The sequence below is a fragment of the Microbulbifer harenosus genome, assembly GCF_005771435.1.
GTDB lineage: Bacteria > Pseudomonadota > Gammaproteobacteria > Pseudomonadales > Cellvibrionaceae > Microbulbifer > Microbulbifer harenosus.
The window spans coordinates 133,956-151,813 of record NZ_VANI01000018.1; the positions used below are offsets into that span (position 1 = coordinate 133,956).

Consider the following 17,858-nt stretch of genomic DNA (forward strand, 5'->3'; position numbering starts at 1 on the left):
TTACTCACACATCTCTCCGGCAATTGCGGGCACTTCTAGTGGCTCGCCACTGGTCTTCTCCCCTTGATAGCCAAACTCCGCGTAGGTACCCGGCTGAATCACACTGTTCCAGCCAAGACCGGAAGCGGTATAGGGGTTACTGCCGGAAAGATTGGCGTTCCACAGATTGGTGATACGACTACTGCCGGTGTAGGAGAAGGTCAGCTGCCAGCCCTCGATAGGCGCATCCCCGGTGTTGGTAATGCGGATAGCGCCGGTAAAGCCGGCGCCCCAGTGGCTGCCCTCGATATATTCGCAGCTGGCAGTGCCACCGGAACTGCCGCCGGAACTGCCACCTGAGCTGCTGGACGAAGAGCTGCTACCGGAAGAACTGCCACCGGAACTACTGGACGAGCTGGAACCCGATGATCCCGAGCTACCCGAACTGGATGAACCCGAGCTAGACGAGCCCGAGCCGCCAGAACTCGAGGAGCTGGAAGAGCCGGAACCTCCGGAGCCCGACGAGCTGGAACTCGACGAACTGGAGCCGCCGGAAGAACTCCCCCCCACAGGGTCTGCGTACAACAGGCCGCGACCATTGGTGCCGAGATACACACGACCGTAGATGCGCGGGTCGCCGGTAATCGCCTCGCCCATATTGCCGTACTGGTGCGCGTCATCGTTGATACGTGTCCAGGTCGCGCCTTCGTCGGTGGAGCGGAATACACCGGTGATCTGATCCACCGTTCCCACCAAATACAGGGTCTGATAGCCGCTGCCCGGCGCCGCCGCACCAAGGCCGATATTCACGCCCTCTTCCACGCTGGCGATTTTTGTGAAGCTCGCACCGCCATCGGTGGAACGCCACAGACCGGTGAGCGTGTCGTCGCCAACCATTACACCACTGCCGGCAAGCCAGATATCTCCCTCAACTGCCGGGGCGGCGAGGAATTTGGCAGAGGTCGGCAAACCGCTGGCAACGGTTGCACTGAAGCTGGCACCGCCATTGTTGGAGCGGTAGAAAGTACCCGCGCTGAAACCGTAGAAAACCTGCGGGTTCACACGATCGCTCTCCACCCGCGCCCCCTCCGGCAAACCGGACGAGGCGGTCCAGGAACTGCCAAAAGTGGTGGACACATGAACGCCCGCACCCTGTGGGCTCCACACAATGGCACCGCCATCCGCACTCATTGCCACACTGCCGCCACCGGTCACTCCGGCCGGTTCCTGCCCGGCCCACCAGTTATCCCCGGCAGAAGTGGAAACACCGATGTGCACCCCATCGACATTGCCCACGCGCACCATGATGCTTGGATCCAGCGCCGCGAAGTCGATACCGGTGGTGCTGGTGAGGTACGGGGTCTGATACATCAGTTCCGGCACCGCATTCACATCCACGTGCTTGAAGCCACCGATGTCACCGAGTGCGGAGAATATATTCGCGTTGCCACTGGGGGGGCTGGCGAGATCCAGCACCGCGGTTTCTTCCAACCCCTTGATCATGGGCTTGATGGTGACGATACCATCGCTGTCCCACGCGGTCAGATTGTTGGAGCCGTAGATGGTGGCGCCGGTACCGTACATGAAACGGTCGGAATTGTGCGGATCGATTTCCACCGACTCGTTCATCCAACCCAGTTTCAGCGCTTCCTCCGGCGGCTGTGGATTGGCGCCGAGGTGCAGCCAGGGCACCGAGCTGATATCCATTTCATAGCGCTTGCTGCGCTCGGGATACCCGGCCCAGTCCCAGATACGGCTCCAGGAGGCGCCGGCGTCGGTACTGCGGAACAGAACCATGTCCGGCCACCAGGAATTGAGCGAGGCGACCATCAGGGTATTCGGGTTTTGGCGGTCGATGGTGAGGCCGGAATAACCAAAGTACAGCTCGCCGCTGGCGGCGGTCATCGGGCTGATTTCACTCCAGGCCTGACTCGCCACGTCGAATTTCCACACCGCGCCCGTTTCCCCATCGTAAGGGCCGCCGGTATCGCTCATAGCCACATAGAGTGCGCCGTTCACTTCGTCGTACACGCCCTTGTGGGGAATCAATCCGGACGGTGCGCCGGGAATCACTCCCCAGGTTGCGCCGCCATCGGTGGAGCGGTAGAGCGAATACGCCTTATCCGCGACGCCGACGTAAATCACATCGGAACCTTGCCCGCTGTTGCCCGATGTGGGGTCAAACGTCACCCACACCACGCCCTGCAGCTTATTGCCGTAGCCTCCCTCGTCGTCTGGATCGGCGGCATAGGTACCGGGGTTGGGGAAGCTCTGTACCTTGTACCAGGTTGCGCCGTAATCGGTACTGCGCCACAGCCCTTCTCCCAGTTCCGCGCCGTAGTAAATGGTGCTGTTGTCGTTGGGATCGATGCGCAGTCGCTCCCCCATACCGCGCCCCGGCATATTGCCGCCTACCTTGAATGGCAACTCGGTCACCTGCCAGGTTTCACCGCGATCGCTGGAGCGGGCAATAGCGCCGTTGTTCGGGTCCCAATCGTTGGTATACATCCCCAGCGCCGCGTAGACGCGATCGGGGTCTACCGGATCGGTGGCGATACTCATCACACCATTCCAACCCCACTTGTCCCAACCGACCCAATCCAACAATGGTTTCCACTCCTGATTCGCTTCGTTCCAGCGGTAAGCACCGCCGATATCCGTGCGCGCATAAATCAGATTGGGTTCGCTACGGTTGAAAATGATCGCCGGGACAAAACCGCCACCGTCGATACGCACGTTCTGCCATTGATACGCTTCCTGAGGCGCGGCCTCTGTGGAGGGTACGATGGAGAACACCAGTGCTGCGCCGGTACCAAGTGCCAGGCGCTGAATCGCATCTGGCAAGCTACGCAGGAAAAAATGTCTCTTGGTTTTTATCATCGCTATTACCTGTTTATTGGTGATTATTGTTAGAGGCTTTACTGATGGACCAGCGGCGTGCGGACCCCATGTTCCGCAGGCCGCGGGGGAAATTACTGAACAGTGCACCCGGGCAGGGAAATATTGCCCGGCGCGCCCTGCATACCGAAGGTCGCGCTCTGGCCCGGTTGCAGGCTTGCGTTGTACTCCACCGCATGGCCGACAATCGTGCTACCGCTGCTGGCGGCGAGCTGTACGCTCCAGGCATTACTGATGACAACAGGCTGCTCGAATGACAAAGCGGCCGACCAGTTGTCAACCGGCGCGCTGCCGCTATTGGTTATCGTCACACTGCCCAGCACAAAACCGGAACCCCAGTCGTTGAGGCCGCTTACGCTACAGGTGAGGCCGGACCCGGAAGAAGAGCCTGAAGAGGAACCGGAAGAACTGCCCGAAGACGACCCACTGGATGACGATGAACCAGATGAACTGCTGGAAGACGAGCTACTGGAGGATGAGCTGCCGGAAGATGAACTGGAACCACCACTGGATGATCCACTACCGCAGTTCGCGTATACCGTCGCGCACGTCGCCGTGGATGCGATGCCGTTGGCACCGTTGAACAGACGTTCACCCCAGGCCGAAAGATTGCCCGGGTCCCAATTCAGGGCCATATCGAGATAGGGCTCGGTATTGCCGGACCAGGACCAGCCGAGATAACCGATTCCGCGCGCTTCGGCTTCCGCGAGAATGGCATCCTCATCTACCGGCTGCCCCTGGTGTTCGTGGCCGAACTCTCCCACGATCAGCGGCAGTCCCATTTGCTGGAAGTCCTGCATATAGCTGGCGATGGTGCTGTGGTCAGCATAGACCTGATACATGTGTACGGAGAAAAGTACATTCGCCAGCGGGTCAGCGGCAAAAATCTGCGGCGCATTCGCGCGCATGTGATTTTCCCAGTCCTGCCCCCAGCTTGAGGCATCGACCACGAGAGTGTGGACCAGCCCCGCATCGCGAATGCGCTGGATTGCTGCAGTGGTCCCCTCTACATAGTTGATTTCTGAAACAGAATTGCCGAAGGGTTCGTTGGCAATATTGATCAGTACGAAATCTTCCTGACCGCTAAGAGCTTGGACAATGTCCTGGCTCACCCAATATTCCGCAGCCTCGGATATATGAATCGCCGCGGCATCTTCGCCCCAGCCAGTCGCATCGTGTACTTCAAGCACACAGATCAGGGAATTGGCCTTGCACTGATCGATCACTGCCGCCACGTCGGCGCCGTTATTCCGGTTCCAGCGCCCGCCAGTGGCGAGGACCACCCGCACCGCATTGGCACCGGCAGCGGCAATGTCCGCAAGAGCCTGCGACGTGCGCCCCGGATACCAGGTGTGGGCATGATTGACGCCACGCATGACAAACACATGACCATTGCCGTCCAGCAGTTGGCCATCGGCAATAGAAAAGCCTGCCCATCCGTGCAGGGAGGTAATTAAAAATCCGCTGGCCACTGCACTGCGGAGCAGGGATTTCCCACCCAATCGTTGTAATAGTTTCATCTCTCTTCACCTTGTTGAATCTGCCAAATAGCAAACCGACACACCGGCCACGCAATGGACGATGCCGCGCGTGACCAGACATGCTCGATAAGGTGTGAGAAGAAACTGAATTTTTATTTATTATTAAGTGAAATAGTGATGCGAGAAAAAAACGGGCAGGGAATACACACCCACCCAAGCTCACACCAACTCACGCAAACTACTTATGCAAAAGCAACAGAGTTTCCAGTTCACCATTAAGACGTTTCAGCAACTGAAATAATGGCAATTCAGTGAACATTAGCGCGACATTTATTGATGACATCCTCACATTTCCGCCATCTCGACAAGCATCCCCAAGGGACGTCTTAGAAGTTCCAGCACTCAAAGCTGACAATCATCACTGCACCAGTAATTTCGACAGCGTGGGTTCCATCGCTTCCGCCCAGATCTGATAGCCATTTTCGCTCAAGTGCAGGTAGTCGGGCATAATTTCCTTGGTTAGTTCACCGTCCGGTTGCAGAAATTCACTGTAGATTTCCTGATAAAAAATCTGCTCGTTGTCTGCGTACCCCTTGATGATGTTATTGATTCCGAGATTTACCTCACGCATGGGGGTACCCGGTTTCGGATCGCGGGGGAAAATACTCAATAGCAGAATTTTCATTTGCGGCTGGCGCGCGGCGAGCTCGTCAAGCACAGCGCGGATGCCCGCTGCGGTCAACTCCGGGTCCTCCAGCCGGTGGCCGGTATTGTTGGTGCCAATCATCACCACGCCGGCTTTCGGCCGGATACCATCCAGCTCCCCATTTTGCAGTCGCCACAACAGGTTTTCCGTGCGGTCACCACCGTAGCCGAGATTTACCGCGTTGCGATTCGCGTAGTATTTTTCCCAGACATTTTTTCCCTCCCGCTCCCAGCCTTCGGTAATCGAATCTCCCAGCATCAACAGATCGACCCCGCCCTCTGCAAGGCGCCTTTGATTGCGTTCAAAGCGCTCATCCCACCATCCCTGCGACCAATATTCGTGGCGGGTAGCCGGGGTAGTGGAAAGTGTGCGGTAGTCCGGGCACTGGTCTTTGGCACGGGCGGATTTTTCCAGGCGCACATTGGCAACCGCTACCTGGCCTTTGCCGCCGGCGCGCAGAGCAAAGGGAACGCTGATACTGGAGAAATCATCGCCCTCCCGCACAAAGCAGCTGAGCTTGTAGCTCTCACGTTGCCAGTCTTCGCCCTGCGCCTTCCGCGCGGGTACCGTCAGTTCCACGCTACGTTCACAGTTATCGCCACACTGGACCTCCAGCGCGAGATCGCCATTGGCGAGATCGTCCACCTTCAAATCAAACGACAGCACGCCTTCCTCCACATAACTGGACAAATCCAACGGGCCACCGTGCTTCAGGCTGAGCCTGGCGAGCCAGGTGTCCTGCCACTGGAACGTGAGCGCATCCTCCTGCACATCTTTATCCGTGGTAACCACACTGACGCGACCACTGGGCAACTTGGCGAAGGCGCCACTCAGCAACTGGTTCTGTTCGAAGTCGTCGATCTGAATGCCCCAGGGCTGCAGCGGGCGGCCGTCATACAAGGCGTAGGATTTTGGTTCGCCGCGCACCAGGCCGGGTACATTTTCCGCAAGCTGTTTTGGCCCACCTTTTTTATCCGCCAGGCTCAGGCCATAGCCGGAGGCAAACAGTGGTTTGTAATCGTCATGGTGGGGGTTCAGCTTTGCCTGCAGAGGCAGGCCGGGCCAGGAGAAAGACAACCGCCCGGTAAAATCGTAACGCGCCTTGCCGCTACTATCGGCGATCAGCATGTCCGCCACGCCATCCCCTTCTGTGCCCGGCAGCCAGGCCGCCACAAAAGCATCAGAGGCATTGATTTCCGGATTGACCCAGAGCGGACGACCAGAGAGAAATACGGAAACCACGGGAATGCTCTGCGCTTTGAGTTTTTTCAGCAGCGCCAGGCTTTTCTTGCTACCCGGCTCAAACTCCAGGGTATTGCGATCGCCCTGTCCCTCCGCGTAGGGATATTCACCGAACACGACAATCGCTGCATCTGGCTTTTTCGCGAAGTCACCGTGTTCAGAAAGGACTGCATTGCCACCGGCGGCCTTCACCGCCTTTTTGATCCCCGCGTAAATGGAGGTAGCTCCGGGGAATTTTTCGTTGGGGATGCCCGCACCCTGCCAGCTCACACTCCAACCACCGGACTGCATGGCGATGCTGTTGGCACCGGGGCCGGCGACCAGAATATTCTGGTCGGGCTTCAGCGGGAGAATTCCATTTTTATTCTTCAGCAAAACCAGACTTTCGCGCACCGCGCGACGCGCCAGAGCGCGGTGCTCCGCACTACCCACCACACGTTCATCGCCAGCCAACGCGCGCTCGGAGGGCTTTTTGTCGAACAGGCCCGCGCGCAGCTTCACCCGCAGAATGCGCCGCACGGCGTCGTTGAGACGCGCTTCTGGGATTTCTCCACTTTTCACCTGAGCGAGGGTGTTGGCGATCATATTTTTCCAGTCGTAGGTGACCATCAGCAGGTCAATACCGGCATTGATCGCCTGCGGGCAGTTATCGTTGGTGCATCCCACCACTTGGCCGTGGCCATTCCAGTCGCCCACTACCAGACCATCGAAACCCATTCGATGTTTCAGCACATCGGTGAGAATATATTTGTTGCCGTGGTGCTTCTCACCGTTCCATTCCGAGAAGCTGGCCATAATGGTCTGTACGCCGCTTTCGATAGCGGCGGGATAACCGGCGTTGTGAATATCGACCAGTTCCTGTTCGCTGATCCGCGCATCGCCCTGGTCGTCGCCTTCAAAGGTACCGCCGTCGGCGAGGAAATGTTTCGCCGATGCGAGCACACGGGTTTCCGACAGAAATTCGTCGCTGCCAACTCGTCCCTGCAACCCCTCCACCATGGCGGAAGCAAAGCGTCTTACGACGGCGGGATCTTCGCTGTAACTTTCGTAGGTGCGCCCCCATAAATCGTTCTGGGCAACAGCCAGGGTGGGGGCAAATACCCACTCCACACCGGTGGTGCGCACCTCGCGCGCCGTGGCCGCGCCAATCGCGCGCACCAGCTCTGGATTGCCGCTGGCGCCAAGGCCAATATTGTGTGGGAACAGAGTGGCGCCGGTGAGATTGCCGTTGCCGTGAACCGCGTCGGTACCCCAGAACACCGGGATCGCCACACCGCCATCGCGGGTGTCCATGGAGGCCTCCCAGAAGGCATCCGCCAATGCCAGCCAGTCGTCGGGCCCGGCATTTTCCTTGCGTCCAGGAATGGAACCGCCGCCATTCAGCACCGAACCAATATGGTACTTCTTCACTTCCTCCGGCGTGATCGACTGGATCTCCGGCTGCATGATCTGGCCGACCTTCTCTTCCAGGGTCATTTTCTTCAGCAGCGCCTCCACCTGCCTTTCCACACTCGGGGAAACTTGCGGGCTTCGGGTTTGCGGCCAGAGGTCGAGGTTGCGCGTGGGCTCAGCTGCACTGGAAGCCGAGGGAATAGCGGCCAGTAAAATACTGGTGGCGAGCAGTTGACGCAGCGGATTTCCCTTGCGCGAAATGCCCCGGATGACGGTTACATTCATGAAGATCGCCCTCGTTATTATTTTTTGAAGGGTTAGTCTGCCCCGACGATTTAATCGGGTTAATCATACAAATTGCATCAAACTAAAAAAATTCCCGGGCATGCCCTTTTCAGGGCAGAGGCCGCGGGTTCAAACGAGTCTTACAGACCCGTGGGGGAGCCGATGCAATCGGAAACTCAGCCCTGCATCTGCTCCAGTTCGCGACCTTTGGTTTCGCGCACGTACTTGCCGACGAAGAAGATCGAGATAAAGGCGCAGATAGCGTAGATGCCGTAGCTGCCGGAGAGCTGGATGCTGACGAGCAGCACCGGGAATGAAAGCGTGATACCAAAGTTCGTCAGCCACTGGGCCAGACCGGACACCGCCAAACCCGAACCGCGAATCTGATTGGGGAACATCTCTCCCAGCATGACCCACATCACCGGGCCCCAGGAGGCATTGAAGAACACCACGTAAGCGTTGGCCGCAAGCAGTGCGATGGTACCGATGGAATCCGACAGCCTGAGCGCACCGGTTTCATCCAGAGTAGCCTGGGAAAAGGACACCGCCATGATCGCCAGGGTCACGGCCATGCCGATGGAGCCAAACCACAGCAGTGGCTTGCGGCCGATCCGGTCCACCAGTACCAGCGCCGCGATTACCGCGGCAATGCTCACCGCACCGGACACCACGTTGATCAGCAGCGCATCATTCTCGGTGAAGCCCACGGACTGCCACAGCACCGCACCGTAGTAGAACACCACATTGATGCCCACCAACTGCTGGAACACGGCGAGGCCAATGCCCACCCACACAATGCTGCGCAGCTTACCGGTTTTGGCGTCTTTCAAATCGGACAGGCTGGGGCGGTGGTCATCGGCGAGTGAGGCGCGGATATCCCGCTCCTTCTCCGCCGCCGCGCGCGCACCAAACAGCCGGGTCAGGACGCTGCGGGCGGAATCGCCGCGACCGCTGGCCACCAGGAACCGGGGGCTTTCGGGAATAAAATACAGGCCGATAAGGAAGACCGCTGAGGGGATCAGCTCGATCCAGAACATCCAGCGCCAGGCCTCGTACCCCATCCAGAATTCTGTAGTGGAAGCCCCCGCAAACTTGGCGATGGCGTAATTGCTGAGGAAAGCCGCGGTGAGGCCGCAGATGATTGCCACCTGCTGTACCGTGGCCAGCCTTCCCCGATAGGCCGCCGGCGCCACCTCGCTGATATACGCGGGGGTCATAACACTCGCGGCCCCTACGGCGAGACCGCCGAGCACACGATAGAGCACAAACTCCAGCGAACCGGTAGCGATACCGGATCCCCAGGCGGAAACGATAAACATGATGGCGGAGGTCACCAGCAACGCCTTGCGCCCGTATTTATCCGCGAGGGTACCGGCAAAGAAAGCGCCGATGGCACAGCCCAGCAGCATGGAGGCAACATTGAAGCCGGTACCGGCAGAATCGGAGTTGAATGCGGTCTGCAGGCCTTCCACGGTGCCGTTAATTACACCGCTGTCGAACCCAAACAGGAAGCCGCCGATCGTAGCCACACCGCTGATGGCGATGACCAGGCCGTGGTTGGTTTCTGAGTGGATGGCCTCTCGCTGAAGAGCCTCGGACATCTCGTTTCCGGGTGCGGCGCCAGTATTTGCATCAATGGCCGCACCACCGCTGGCGGTGGTATTCATTTTTGTTCTCTCTCTCGCTATGGGCCACTTGGCGGCTCCGATCTAATTCTCGGTCAGCCTCCTCCATACCCTTCAACCTGCTGTGGGTCAGGGTGGGAGGCCGACCGCCTATTTATACAATTAATCACACGATTATGTAAACGATTACAACACCTGGTACGGGAATGGCGCGTAGAGTCACGAATCCGCCGGACACCGCCCACAAAAAAGCCCCATCGCTGGGGCTTGTTATCCTTCTCCGGTCAGGCTGTCGCGGCTTCACCGTCGCCGTCCGCCGACGCGGTCACCGGCTCCTGTTCGCGCACAAAGAACACCGAGATTGCACCGCACACCATGAACACACCGGCCAGCATGATGATGTAGATGGCCTGGTTATCGAACAAGGTGGCCAGAATCGGCCCCGCCACCAGCGCGGAGACGATCTGCGGCGCGGCAATGGTGAAATTGAAGATGCCCATATACACCCCGGTCTTGCTGGCGGGCAGCGCGTCGGAAAGGATCGAATACGGCATTGCCAGGATCGCCGCCCAGGCAATGCCCACGCCGAGCATCGGCAGCAGCAGGCCAACGGCACCGCTGGGCACGGTCACTTGCGTGACCAGCAGGTTTACCTGGGTGGCTTCACCGCCTTGGAACAGCATGAAGCTCATATAGCCCACGCCACCCGCAAGCAGCGACAGCGCATAGGTAAGCTTGCGCCCGATGGTATTCGCCACCCGCGCCAGCACCAGGGAGAAGAGCGCGGCAAACAGCGAGTAAGCGGCAAAAATGATGCCCACCCAGTCACCGGCTGCACCTTTGGCGGCGGCGATGTGCGCAGGAACTTCACCGACGGACGCGAGATAGTGGGAATCAAACCACTTGGCCTCCACGCCCCACACGTGCTGGGTGATGGCCGGGGTGGTGTAGACCCACATGATGAACAGGGAGAACCAGGAGAAAAACTGTACCAACGCCAGCTGGCGCATGGTCTTGGGCATGCTCACTAGCAGACGGAAGAAACCGCCGAGGCGCTGGGCCAGGGACTTGCGCTCCGCCAGTTCACGCGCCACCGCATCGGCGTCGATGCCTTTATAAGCGTTGTATTCCGCCGGTGCGTATTCTTTGGTGCGGAACACCGTCCACAGCACCGAGCCCAACAGCACCGAAGCGCCGAGGTAGAAGGCCCAGATTACCGAGGGCGCCACCTCTCCCGAACGGGAAGTGTTCTCGAGACCGATTACGTTGGTCAGGATAAACGGCAGCATAGAACCCATCACCGCGCCGATATTGATCAGCAGGGACTGCACCGCGTAGCCCACGGTGCGCTGTTCAGATGGCACCATATCGGACACCAGCGCGCGGAACGGCTGCATGGTCACATTGAAGGCCGCATCCATCAGCGCCAGCATCACGCCGCCAAACAGGATCGGCGCAATGAATGCCACCGCGATTCCCGCATTGGGCATAAATGCCATGCCGAGTGCCGCGGCAATCGCACCGAACAGGATATAGGGATTGCGACGACCGAAGCGGTTCCAGGTGCGGTCGGACGCGGAACCGACGATCGGCTGCACAACCAGCCCCATCAATGGCGCCACTATCCAGAACAGGGACAGGGAGTGCAGGTCAGCGCCGAGGTCGGAGAGAATCCGACTGGCGTTGGCATTCTGCAGGGCAAAGCCGAACTGCACCCCGAGAAAACCGAGGCTGACGTTCCATACCTGCCAAAAGGGAAGCTTGGGCTGTTTGTTCATCGCATTAACCGCCTGTTTATTGTTTATGTCGGGCGTGAACACCGGGTTGATACGGTGCGGCGCTCTGGTTATGCGAGGCATTGTGTCAGCCGGAACAATGCCGGCCATCCTCCCCTGCGGGGGTGGAGGGCAACAATGTTTGCGCGCCGGCAATCCTTGCAGCGTGAGTCAACAATGGCGAAAGTCACCTGAAAAAGTTCATTAAGACCCATAAATGGGACATAAGGTCTATTTATATTAAATAAGTCCCGTATTGGGGACATTAAGTCAATAGATTGCAATATCCGTAAATAGGGACATAATCCATAAAGGTTTCGCTTAAATCCCGAATAAAGCACTTTATGAACCTTGAACTGAAATCCCCCGCTGCTATTGCGGAAACTCTCGGCCAGCGCCTGAAACAGGCGCGCCTCAACCGGGACCTCACCCAGCAAGAGGTGGCCGAGCGTGCCGGCCTCGGCCGCAAGGCCGTGCTCAATGCGGAAAAGGGGAAGACCCAGCTGGAGGTGCTGATCGCCATACTGCAGGCCCTCGATCTCACCGCCCAGCTCGACAATTTCCTGCCGCCACAACCGCCCTCTCCCATCCAGCTCGCCAAACTGCAGGGTAAACAGCGCCAGCGGGCCTCGGGGCAGCGCGGTAAGGGCAGCGATAACGAGGGGGAAGACGACGAGCAGGGGGAAGACGACGAGCAGGAGGAACCCGCATGGTAATGGAAGTCATTGAAGTGAATTATCTGGGGCGGGCCGCCGGCGCGGTCAGCTTCGATACCGATACCGGCATCGGCGCCTTCGAATACGACCCCGTATTTCTCGACAGCGGTATCGAACTCTCCCCGCTCAAGATGCCGCTGGCGCGGCGCATCTACAGCTTCCCCGAACTGCGCTTTGACACCTTCCGCGGCCTGCCCGGACTGATCGCCGACTCCCTGCCCGACGATTTCGGCAATGCAGTACTGAACGCGTGGATGGCCGCCCAGGGCAAAAACCCCGCAGACATCAGCCCGCTGCAGCGATTGCAGTACACCGGCAGGCGCGGCATGGGCGCACTGGAATACAGCCCCGCCACACGCATCAAAAGACTCAACGCCTCTCAGGACATTGCCATCGACGAGCTGGTGGCCATCGCCCAGGAAGTGCTAGACCACCACAGCGGCTTCAGCGTGCATCTGGATAAAACCGGTGAAGACAACCGCGAGGCGATGATGGCATTGATGTCCGTGGGCATGAGCGCCGGCGGTGCCCGCCCCAAAGCGGTACTCGCCTTCAATAAAGATTTCAGCCATGTGCGTTCCGGGCAAGCCGAAGTACCGGAGGGCTTCACCCACTACCTGATGAAGTTCGATGGCGTCAGTGAACACAACAAGGATCGCGAAACCTTCGGCGATCCCATGGGCTTCGGCGCTATGGAATACGTGTACCACCAGATGGCCACCGACTGCGGCATCGACATGATGCCCTGCCACCTGCTGCAGGAAGGCAACCGCCGGCATTTCGTCACCGAGCGCTTCGACCGCCGCGGCAATGACAAGATCCATATCCAGACCCTGAACGGCATTGCCCATGTGGACTACAAAATTCCCGGCTCGTTTTCCTACGGCGAACTGTTTGCCGTGGCGCGACAACTGAAGCTCAGCACAAAAGAGGCCGAGCAACTTTTCCTGCGCATGGTGTTCAATATCGTCGCGCGCAATCACGACGATCACGCCAAGAATTTCGCCTTTCAGCTGGTCGGAAAAACCTGGCAGCTTGCGCCGGCTTACGACCTCGCCTACAGCTATAAACCAGGAAGTAAATGGGTCAACAATCACTGGCTGAGCCTGAATGGAAAACGCGATGACTTCACCCGCGAAGATATCTACAGCCTGGAAAAGGTTAGCCCGCTGTTCAGCAGAAGGAAGATCGACCATATCGTCGATAAGGTGGTAGAGCAGGTATCCCGCTGGCGAAACCTGGCGGTGGAGCATGAAGTGCCGGCTTCATTGATCGACGAGATTGAGGGAAATCTTAGATTGCGCGTGTAGCCAAAAGCCCAGAAAAGGGCACAATGAGCGCATATGTGCTGGGCAACGCGGGGGTTCGAGTGCTCTGAAAAAATGCAATTGGAATCTACTGAGCGGGAGGGTCTAACATTGCCCCACCCGCCCCAAACCACATCGGGCTCAAAAGGAGAAAACCATGAGTGAACGAAACGGAAATTGCCTCTGCGGTGCAGTGAAGTATCAGATTACAGAAGATCCCATCATGACCAGAGTATGCTGGTGTCGTACCTGCCAACATATCGCAGCCAACGGCACCGTAAACCTTGTGGTCCCAAGCGAGGCTTTACACATTAACGGCGAGCTGAACAGTTATGTAAGTACCGCCGACAGCGGCAGTCAAGTCACCCGTCGCTTTTGTCCGGCATGCGGCAGCCACCTGTTCGCCAATTCATCGGCCCGCCCCCAGTTTACGGTTGTGCGTGCAGGCACTCTGGAAGATCCCTCATCGGTAAAACCCAGTGCGAATATCTGGGCCGCAAGCGCACCAGGCTGGGCCTGTCTCGACCCCACCCTGGAACGCCTCGATCAGCAACCGCTGCCACCCCGGACATCAACGGCCTGATTGGTTCAAACGCCCTCAACAGGATTTGATTGCGAAACCGTCACTGCCCTGCCAGTTTGGTCCGCTGCACCGCTGTTTTCCTCGCCAGGAAAATGGCGTGTCGCGCACCCTTGCCCGGGCGCTCACGTACGGTTACCACTTCGACTTGAAAGCCGGCTTTTTTGAGGCGAGTTGAGTACACGGCATCGGGTGACGCTGACCACACCGCCAGCACACCATCAGGGGCCAGGCAGCTGTAGATACAGCTGGTACCCTCAACGGAATACAGCCAGTTGTTGTCACTGTGGGTCAGCCCCTCGGGGCCGTTGTCGACATCCAGGAGTACCGCGTCGTAGCCACTGCCGCCTTTAAGCAGCTCGCCCACATCACCGATATGAACCTCCACGCGGCTGTCGTTCAGCGGCCGTCCGGCGCAGGCACCCAGTGGACCCCGGTTCCACTCCACCACTTCGGGAATCAGGTCGGCCACGATGACCTCGGCGCTGGGCGGCAGTGTCTCGAGTGCTGCAGCCAGGGTGTAGCCCATACCCATACCACCCACGACAACGCGCGCGTTGTTGTGGTTCCTGAGATGCGCACAGCCGAGTACCGACAGCTGCTGCTCGCTGTGAAACCGGCGGCTGTTCATCAGTTCACCGCGGGGGCCGGATAGGGAGATGGAGAACTCCTGCTCGCGCTGGCGCAGCGTGAGCAGACCGCCGTCATTGGGTATATGGGCGGTGCCGAGTTCGATCCAGGGTTTCATGTGGGGCTCACTTATGGGTTGCGGGGCGGGAAAGTGTGGGCAGCGCGCGCAATGTAGCACACGTTGGTTCGATATGCCGGTCACGTTAAAATGGGTGCACCCGCATGGACCACTAGCATATCCCCCGTACTTGTTGAGATAGTCATGAACCGCAGAAAGAAAGTGAATCAAATCCTGAAGAAGAAGGCCAAGAAGGCGAATGACAAGCTCAACCCAAAAAGCAAACCGCGCTACATATCCAAGCCAGAGCGTGCGAAACTGGGGCAGGAAGCCGGAGAGCAAGTGCCAGTGACAAGCCCTACCGATAAAAAATAAGGAAAACCAGCATTTCTGGCTGCAATTCATCAAGGAAGGCACAACTATGCACGCAATCCGACAGCTGCTCTCTGCGGCACTATTCAGCACAAGTATTTATCTGGTATTCGACCTGTTCGCACAGGGCTTTGATGTATACGTTTTCGCCGGTGCCATTGTGATCTACCTCTGTGCCTACTTCCTGTGGCCGAAAAAGGACAAGGAGTCCGACACCTTCTGGCTGGATATTGGCGAGCTGATAATCGAACTGCCATTTCGTGCGATCGCCATGCTGTTGCGGGGATTGGGCCGAGCCCTTTCCGGCAAGGGCACCCCGGACGTTGATATAGAATTCTGATCATCCACAGTAGAGCCCGGCATTAAACCTATGCAAATAATCTTACCGGCCATCTTTATTACCCTGCTGCTCTATACGGGCTATCGGGGATATCGAAATTCGCTGATTGTGAAGCGCGAGAGGCTGATCGATACCTTTCAGTTTCCAAGTACCCTCTCAACCAAGATCGTTGAGAAATACCCACACTTAAGTGAAAGGGATACCCGACGCGTTCTGAAAGGCCTCAGGGAGTACTTCCACGTTTGCAACATTGCAGGCAACCGGATGGTGTCAATGCCATCACAGGCAGTGGATACCGCTTGGCACGAGTTCATTCTTTTCACCCGCAAATACGAGCACTTTTGTAACAAGGCCCTCGGCCGCTTCCTGCACCACACACCCGCGGAAGCCATGAGCTCGCCCACCATCGCCCAAAAAGGCATCAAGCGGGCATGGAGAATCTCCTGCCACCGTGAAAACATAAAACCGAAATCCGCGCACAAGCTCCCCTTGCTATTTGCAATTGATGCAGAACTCGAAATACCAGATGGATTCAGATACACGCTTAATTGTTCCGGCCCCGGCAGCAAGGACTATTGCGCTGGCCATATCGGATGCGGAACAAGCTGCGGCAGTGGATGCGGCGGAGACACCGCAGGCTGCGGGGGTGGTTGCGGCGGAGACTAAATACGAAGCCAATCACCATGGCGGCTGGCGCCGCCAAAGCACGCCGTTAGCCGGCTACGCGATCAATGCTGCGCAGCCGCCACTACCGCCCTTCTCGCAACCTCTATCTTTTTCTTAAACAGCGGATGCATCCCATATCGATAGATATGGGGACGCTGGCCACATGGGTACCGCCTTCAATTTCTTTAAAGCGAATCGCCCCAGGGACGTCGTCGCGACTTCTCCGGCGGGCGCGCCAGTCGAGCATCAACTCCCGGCTCTTTACGAACCGGTCTATCGCTGAAGAGTGGCAGACAGGAAAGACCTATTTAGCGATGTAAAAACCGGCGATCAGCTAACCGAGAATTAACAGAAGAAAAGTTGCTTTATCGCCTTAGTTTGCAATGACTTTAGTGTCGCTACCTATATGACTCATATTATGCTAGGCCTATATTTCGTGAGCACCCCGATTAATTGAGCCACTACAAAACCAATAGTCTTCTGCAGTGCGCCTCCGGTCTTCAGAAACGTGCAGTTAAAGCCACTTTTTCGGATATGAGATCCCTGTAACAAACCGGTGATAAATCACTCCGAAAGCCACAATCAAAACTGCTCCCGTCGCCACGGGCATCAGCAGAAAATCCCAGTGTTCACCTGCGAGCATAACAACAATGGGGTTGGCTCCCGCCGGTGGATGGGTTGTATTTGTCAGTAGCATAGAGCCTACCGCCAGCCCCACCGCCAGCCCCAGCGACCAAGAGGTAACGCCCAGCGTGGAGGCAACGAATAAGCCGATCGCGGTAGTCAACAAATGTCCGATAACAATATTGCGGGGCTGGGCCAACGGGCTTTCCGGCAATCCGAAAAGAATGACCATTGTTGCTCCAAATGGCGCCATCAACCACACGGAGGGCTGAGTGACGTCACCCAGACTGCTCAGAGCGGTGATACAAAGCATCGCGCCCGCACCCGCTATCAGAGGTAGGAAATAACGCGACTTTGACAGGAATTGCGGCATGACTACATCTCCAAGGTAGACCGATCTGTCCACCAAGGTAGACAATTCAGTCTACCAATGTCAAGATGCAAGTGTCTGGTCTAGTCAGGAAGTTGCCGTGGACAAGCAGGATTTACTCATTCGCACAGCCTTTAGATTGTTCTACTCGCGCGGCATTCATGCAGTTGGCATAAATTTAGTGCTGGCTGAATCCGGAGTCGCCAAGAAAACGCTCTACCACCACTTTCCCAGCAAGGAGCACCTGGTCGAGGCGGCAGTTCGCTTTCGCGACCGCAGTTACCGCAAATGGCTTACCTCAAGGCTGGAGCAAGTTCCTGCTGGAAAACCCGCGCTATTGGAGTTATTTAATGCACTCGATGACTGGTTTCACAGTCGAGTCGCGGATATCGAAAATTTTCACGGTTGCTTCTTTATAAATGCCAGCGCCGAGTTCGGCGCTCAAGACAACATCATCCACCAGGCCTGCTCCGAGCATAAGGCCGCTATAACTGCCCTGATTCGAGAGCATGTGGATAAGTTGTCTATTCCGGAAAAGAAGAAAGATGAGATAACTCGACTAATCGTGCTCGTGAAGGAGGGGGCAATATCGCTGGCGCACGTTCAGGGAAATCTCGATGCAGCGCTCCAAGCCAAGAAAATTATTGAAGGTGTGCTGTCTGCCACTCAAGGACAAAAAAAAACCTCTATTGAAGAATGAAAGCATCGGTGCACTCAGTTTCACAGGCAATCTTATTGTTGGGCCATATACTCTGTGCCGTTTGCTTCCAGTAATGAACCCCTTGGGATGTCGCCAGATTTCAATGGCGCTA

General features: G+C 57.5%; 14 protein-coding genes. 7 read left to right on the top strand and 7 right to left on the bottom strand.

The window, feature by feature from the left end; genetic code table 11:
• The 5 genes from FDY93_RS16320 to FDY93_RS16340 all read right to left on the bottom strand — a co-directional run bounded on the left by FDY93_RS16320 (nt 1) and on the right by FDY93_RS16340 (nt 11,386).
• Nucleotides 1–2,859 carry a cellulose-binding domain-containing protein gene (locus FDY93_RS16320; RefSeq protein WP_138236828.1) on the bottom strand — a complete coding sequence of 953 codons (2,859 nt, stop codon included), beginning with the start codon at nt 2,857–2,859 and terminating at the stop codon, nt 1–3.
• Between the two features lie 92 nt (nt 2,860–2,951).
• Nucleotides 2,952–4,397: a cellulase family glycosylhydrolase gene (locus FDY93_RS16325; RefSeq protein WP_138236829.1), complete on the bottom strand. Its 1,446-nt coding sequence runs from the start codon at nt 4,395–4,397 to the stop codon at nt 2,952–2,954.
• Nucleotides 4,398–4,776: 379 nt separating this feature from the next.
• On the bottom strand, nt 4,777–7,983 hold the full coding sequence (locus FDY93_RS16330) for a glycoside hydrolase family 3 N-terminal domain-containing protein (RefSeq protein WP_138236830.1): 3,207 nt from the start codon (nt 7,981–7,983) through the stop codon (nt 4,777–4,779).
• Nucleotides 7,984–8,159: 176 nt separating this feature from the next.
• Nucleotides 8,160–9,584, bottom strand: coding sequence for a sugar porter family MFS transporter (locus tag FDY93_RS16335; RefSeq protein ID WP_246068620.1), 1,425 nt, complete (start codon nt 9,582–9,584; stop codon nt 8,160–8,162).
• Nucleotides 9,585–9,892: 308 nt separating this feature from the next.
• On the bottom strand, nt 9,893–11,386 hold the full coding sequence (locus FDY93_RS16340; protein WP_138236832.1) for an MFS transporter: 1,494 nt from the start codon (nt 11,384–11,386) through the stop codon (nt 9,893–9,895).
• A gap of 341 nt (nt 11,387–11,727) precedes the next feature.
• Between FDY93_RS16340 and FDY93_RS16345 the strand changes: the two genes are divergently transcribed.
• The 3 genes from FDY93_RS16345 (at nt 11,728) to FDY93_RS16355 (ending at nt 13,989) form a co-directional block, all read left to right on the top strand.
• Nucleotides 11,728–12,099 (top strand): helix-turn-helix transcriptional regulator, encoded by a 372-nt coding sequence (locus FDY93_RS16345; protein ID WP_138236833.1) that lies wholly within the window; start codon nt 11,728–11,730, stop codon nt 12,097–12,099.
• Nucleotides 12,093–13,409: a type II toxin-antitoxin system HipA family toxin gene (locus FDY93_RS16350; RefSeq protein WP_138236834.1), complete on the top strand. Its 1,317-nt coding sequence runs from the start codon at nt 12,093–12,095 to the stop codon at nt 13,407–13,409. Before FDY93_RS16345 ends, FDY93_RS16350 begins: the two co-directional genes overlap by 7 nt.
• A 154-nt stretch (nt 13,410–13,563) precedes the next feature.
• Complete coding sequence (locus FDY93_RS16355) at nt 13,564–13,989, top strand: GFA family protein (protein WP_138236835.1); 426 nt, start codon at nt 13,564–13,566, stop codon at nt 13,987–13,989.
• A gap of 40 nt (nt 13,990–14,029) precedes the next feature.
• Here the strand turns inward: FDY93_RS16355 and FDY93_RS16360 are convergent, their stop codons facing one another.
• A complete protein-coding gene (locus FDY93_RS16360; protein ID WP_138236836.1) occupies nt 14,030–14,734 on the bottom strand; it encodes a spermine/spermidine synthase domain-containing protein in 705 nt (234 codons plus the stop codon).
• A gap of 144 nt (nt 14,735–14,878) precedes the next feature.
• Here FDY93_RS16360 and FDY93_RS16365 point away from each other — a divergent pair, with 144 nt between their 5' ends.
• From FDY93_RS16365 to FDY93_RS16375, 3 genes are read left to right on the top strand one after another with little or no spacing between them, the layout of a single operon-like run.
• Complete coding sequence (locus tag FDY93_RS16365) at nt 14,879–15,049, top strand: DUF2986 domain-containing protein (protein ID WP_138236837.1); 171 nt, start codon at nt 14,879–14,881, stop codon at nt 15,047–15,049.
• A gap of 46 nt (nt 15,050–15,095) precedes the next feature.
• Nucleotides 15,096–15,386, top strand: a complete 291-nt coding sequence (locus tag FDY93_RS16370; RefSeq protein ID WP_138236838.1) for a hypothetical protein — start codon at nt 15,096–15,098, stop codon at nt 15,384–15,386.
• 30 nt (nt 15,387–15,416) lie between these two features.
• Nucleotides 15,417–16,052: a glycine-rich domain-containing protein gene (locus FDY93_RS16375; protein ID WP_205827868.1), complete on the top strand. Its 636-nt coding sequence runs from the start codon at nt 15,417–15,419 to the stop codon at nt 16,050–16,052.
• 514 nt (nt 16,053–16,566) lie between these two features.
• On the opposite strand, the gene FDY93_RS16380 is transcribed toward FDY93_RS16375, so the two are convergent.
• On the bottom strand, nt 16,567–17,049 hold the full coding sequence (locus FDY93_RS16380) for an HPP family protein (protein WP_205827870.1): 483 nt from the start codon (nt 17,047–17,049) through the stop codon (nt 16,567–16,569).
• A gap of 97 nt (nt 17,050–17,146) precedes the next feature.
• Here FDY93_RS16380 and FDY93_RS16385 point away from each other — a divergent pair, with 97 nt between their 5' ends.
• Nucleotides 17,147–17,746, top strand: coding sequence for a TetR/AcrR family transcriptional regulator (locus FDY93_RS16385; protein WP_138236839.1), 600 nt, complete (start codon nt 17,147–17,149; stop codon nt 17,744–17,746).
• Nucleotides 17,747–17,858: the final 112 nt, after the last annotated feature.

Bases quoted from the DNA above. Each gene is read 5' to 3' on its own strand.
- FDY93_RS16320 (WP_138236828.1), bottom strand. From the start codon at position 2,859: ATGATAAAAACCAAGAGACATTTTTTCCTGCGTAGCTTGCCAGATGCG.
- FDY93_RS16325 (WP_138236829.1), bottom strand. From the start codon at position 4,397: ATGAAACTATTACAACGATTGGGTGGGAAATCCCTGCTCCGCAGTGCA.
- FDY93_RS16330 (WP_138236830.1), bottom strand. From the start codon at position 7,983: ATGAATGTAACCGTCATCCGGGGCATTTCGCGCAAGGGAAATCCGCTG.
- FDY93_RS16335 (WP_246068620.1), bottom strand. From the start codon at position 9,584: ATGTCCGAGGCTCTTCAGCGAGAGGCCATCCACTCAGAAACCAACCAC.
- FDY93_RS16340 (WP_138236832.1), bottom strand. From the start codon at position 11,386: ATGAACAAACAGCCCAAGCTTCCCTTTTGGCAGGTATGGAACGTCAGC.
- FDY93_RS16345 (WP_138236833.1), top strand. From the start codon at position 11,728: ATGAACCTTGAACTGAAATCCCCCGCTGCTATTGCGGAAACTCTCGGC.
- FDY93_RS16350 (WP_138236834.1), top strand. From the start codon at position 12,093: ATGGTAATGGAAGTCATTGAAGTGAATTATCTGGGGCGGGCCGCCGGC.
- FDY93_RS16355 (WP_138236835.1), top strand. From the start codon at position 13,564: ATGAGTGAACGAAACGGAAATTGCCTCTGCGGTGCAGTGAAGTATCAG.
- FDY93_RS16360 (WP_138236836.1), bottom strand. From the start codon at position 14,734: ATGAAACCCTGGATCGAACTCGGCACCGCCCATATACCCAATGACGGC.
- FDY93_RS16365 (WP_138236837.1), top strand. From the start codon at position 14,879: ATGAACCGCAGAAAGAAAGTGAATCAAATCCTGAAGAAGAAGGCCAAG.
- FDY93_RS16370 (WP_138236838.1), top strand. From the start codon at position 15,096: ATGCACGCAATCCGACAGCTGCTCTCTGCGGCACTATTCAGCACAAGT.
- FDY93_RS16375 (WP_205827868.1), top strand. From the start codon at position 15,417: ATGCAAATAATCTTACCGGCCATCTTTATTACCCTGCTGCTCTATACG.
- FDY93_RS16380 (WP_205827870.1), bottom strand. From the start codon at position 17,049: ATGCCGCAATTCCTGTCAAAGTCGCGTTATTTCCTACCTCTGATAGCG.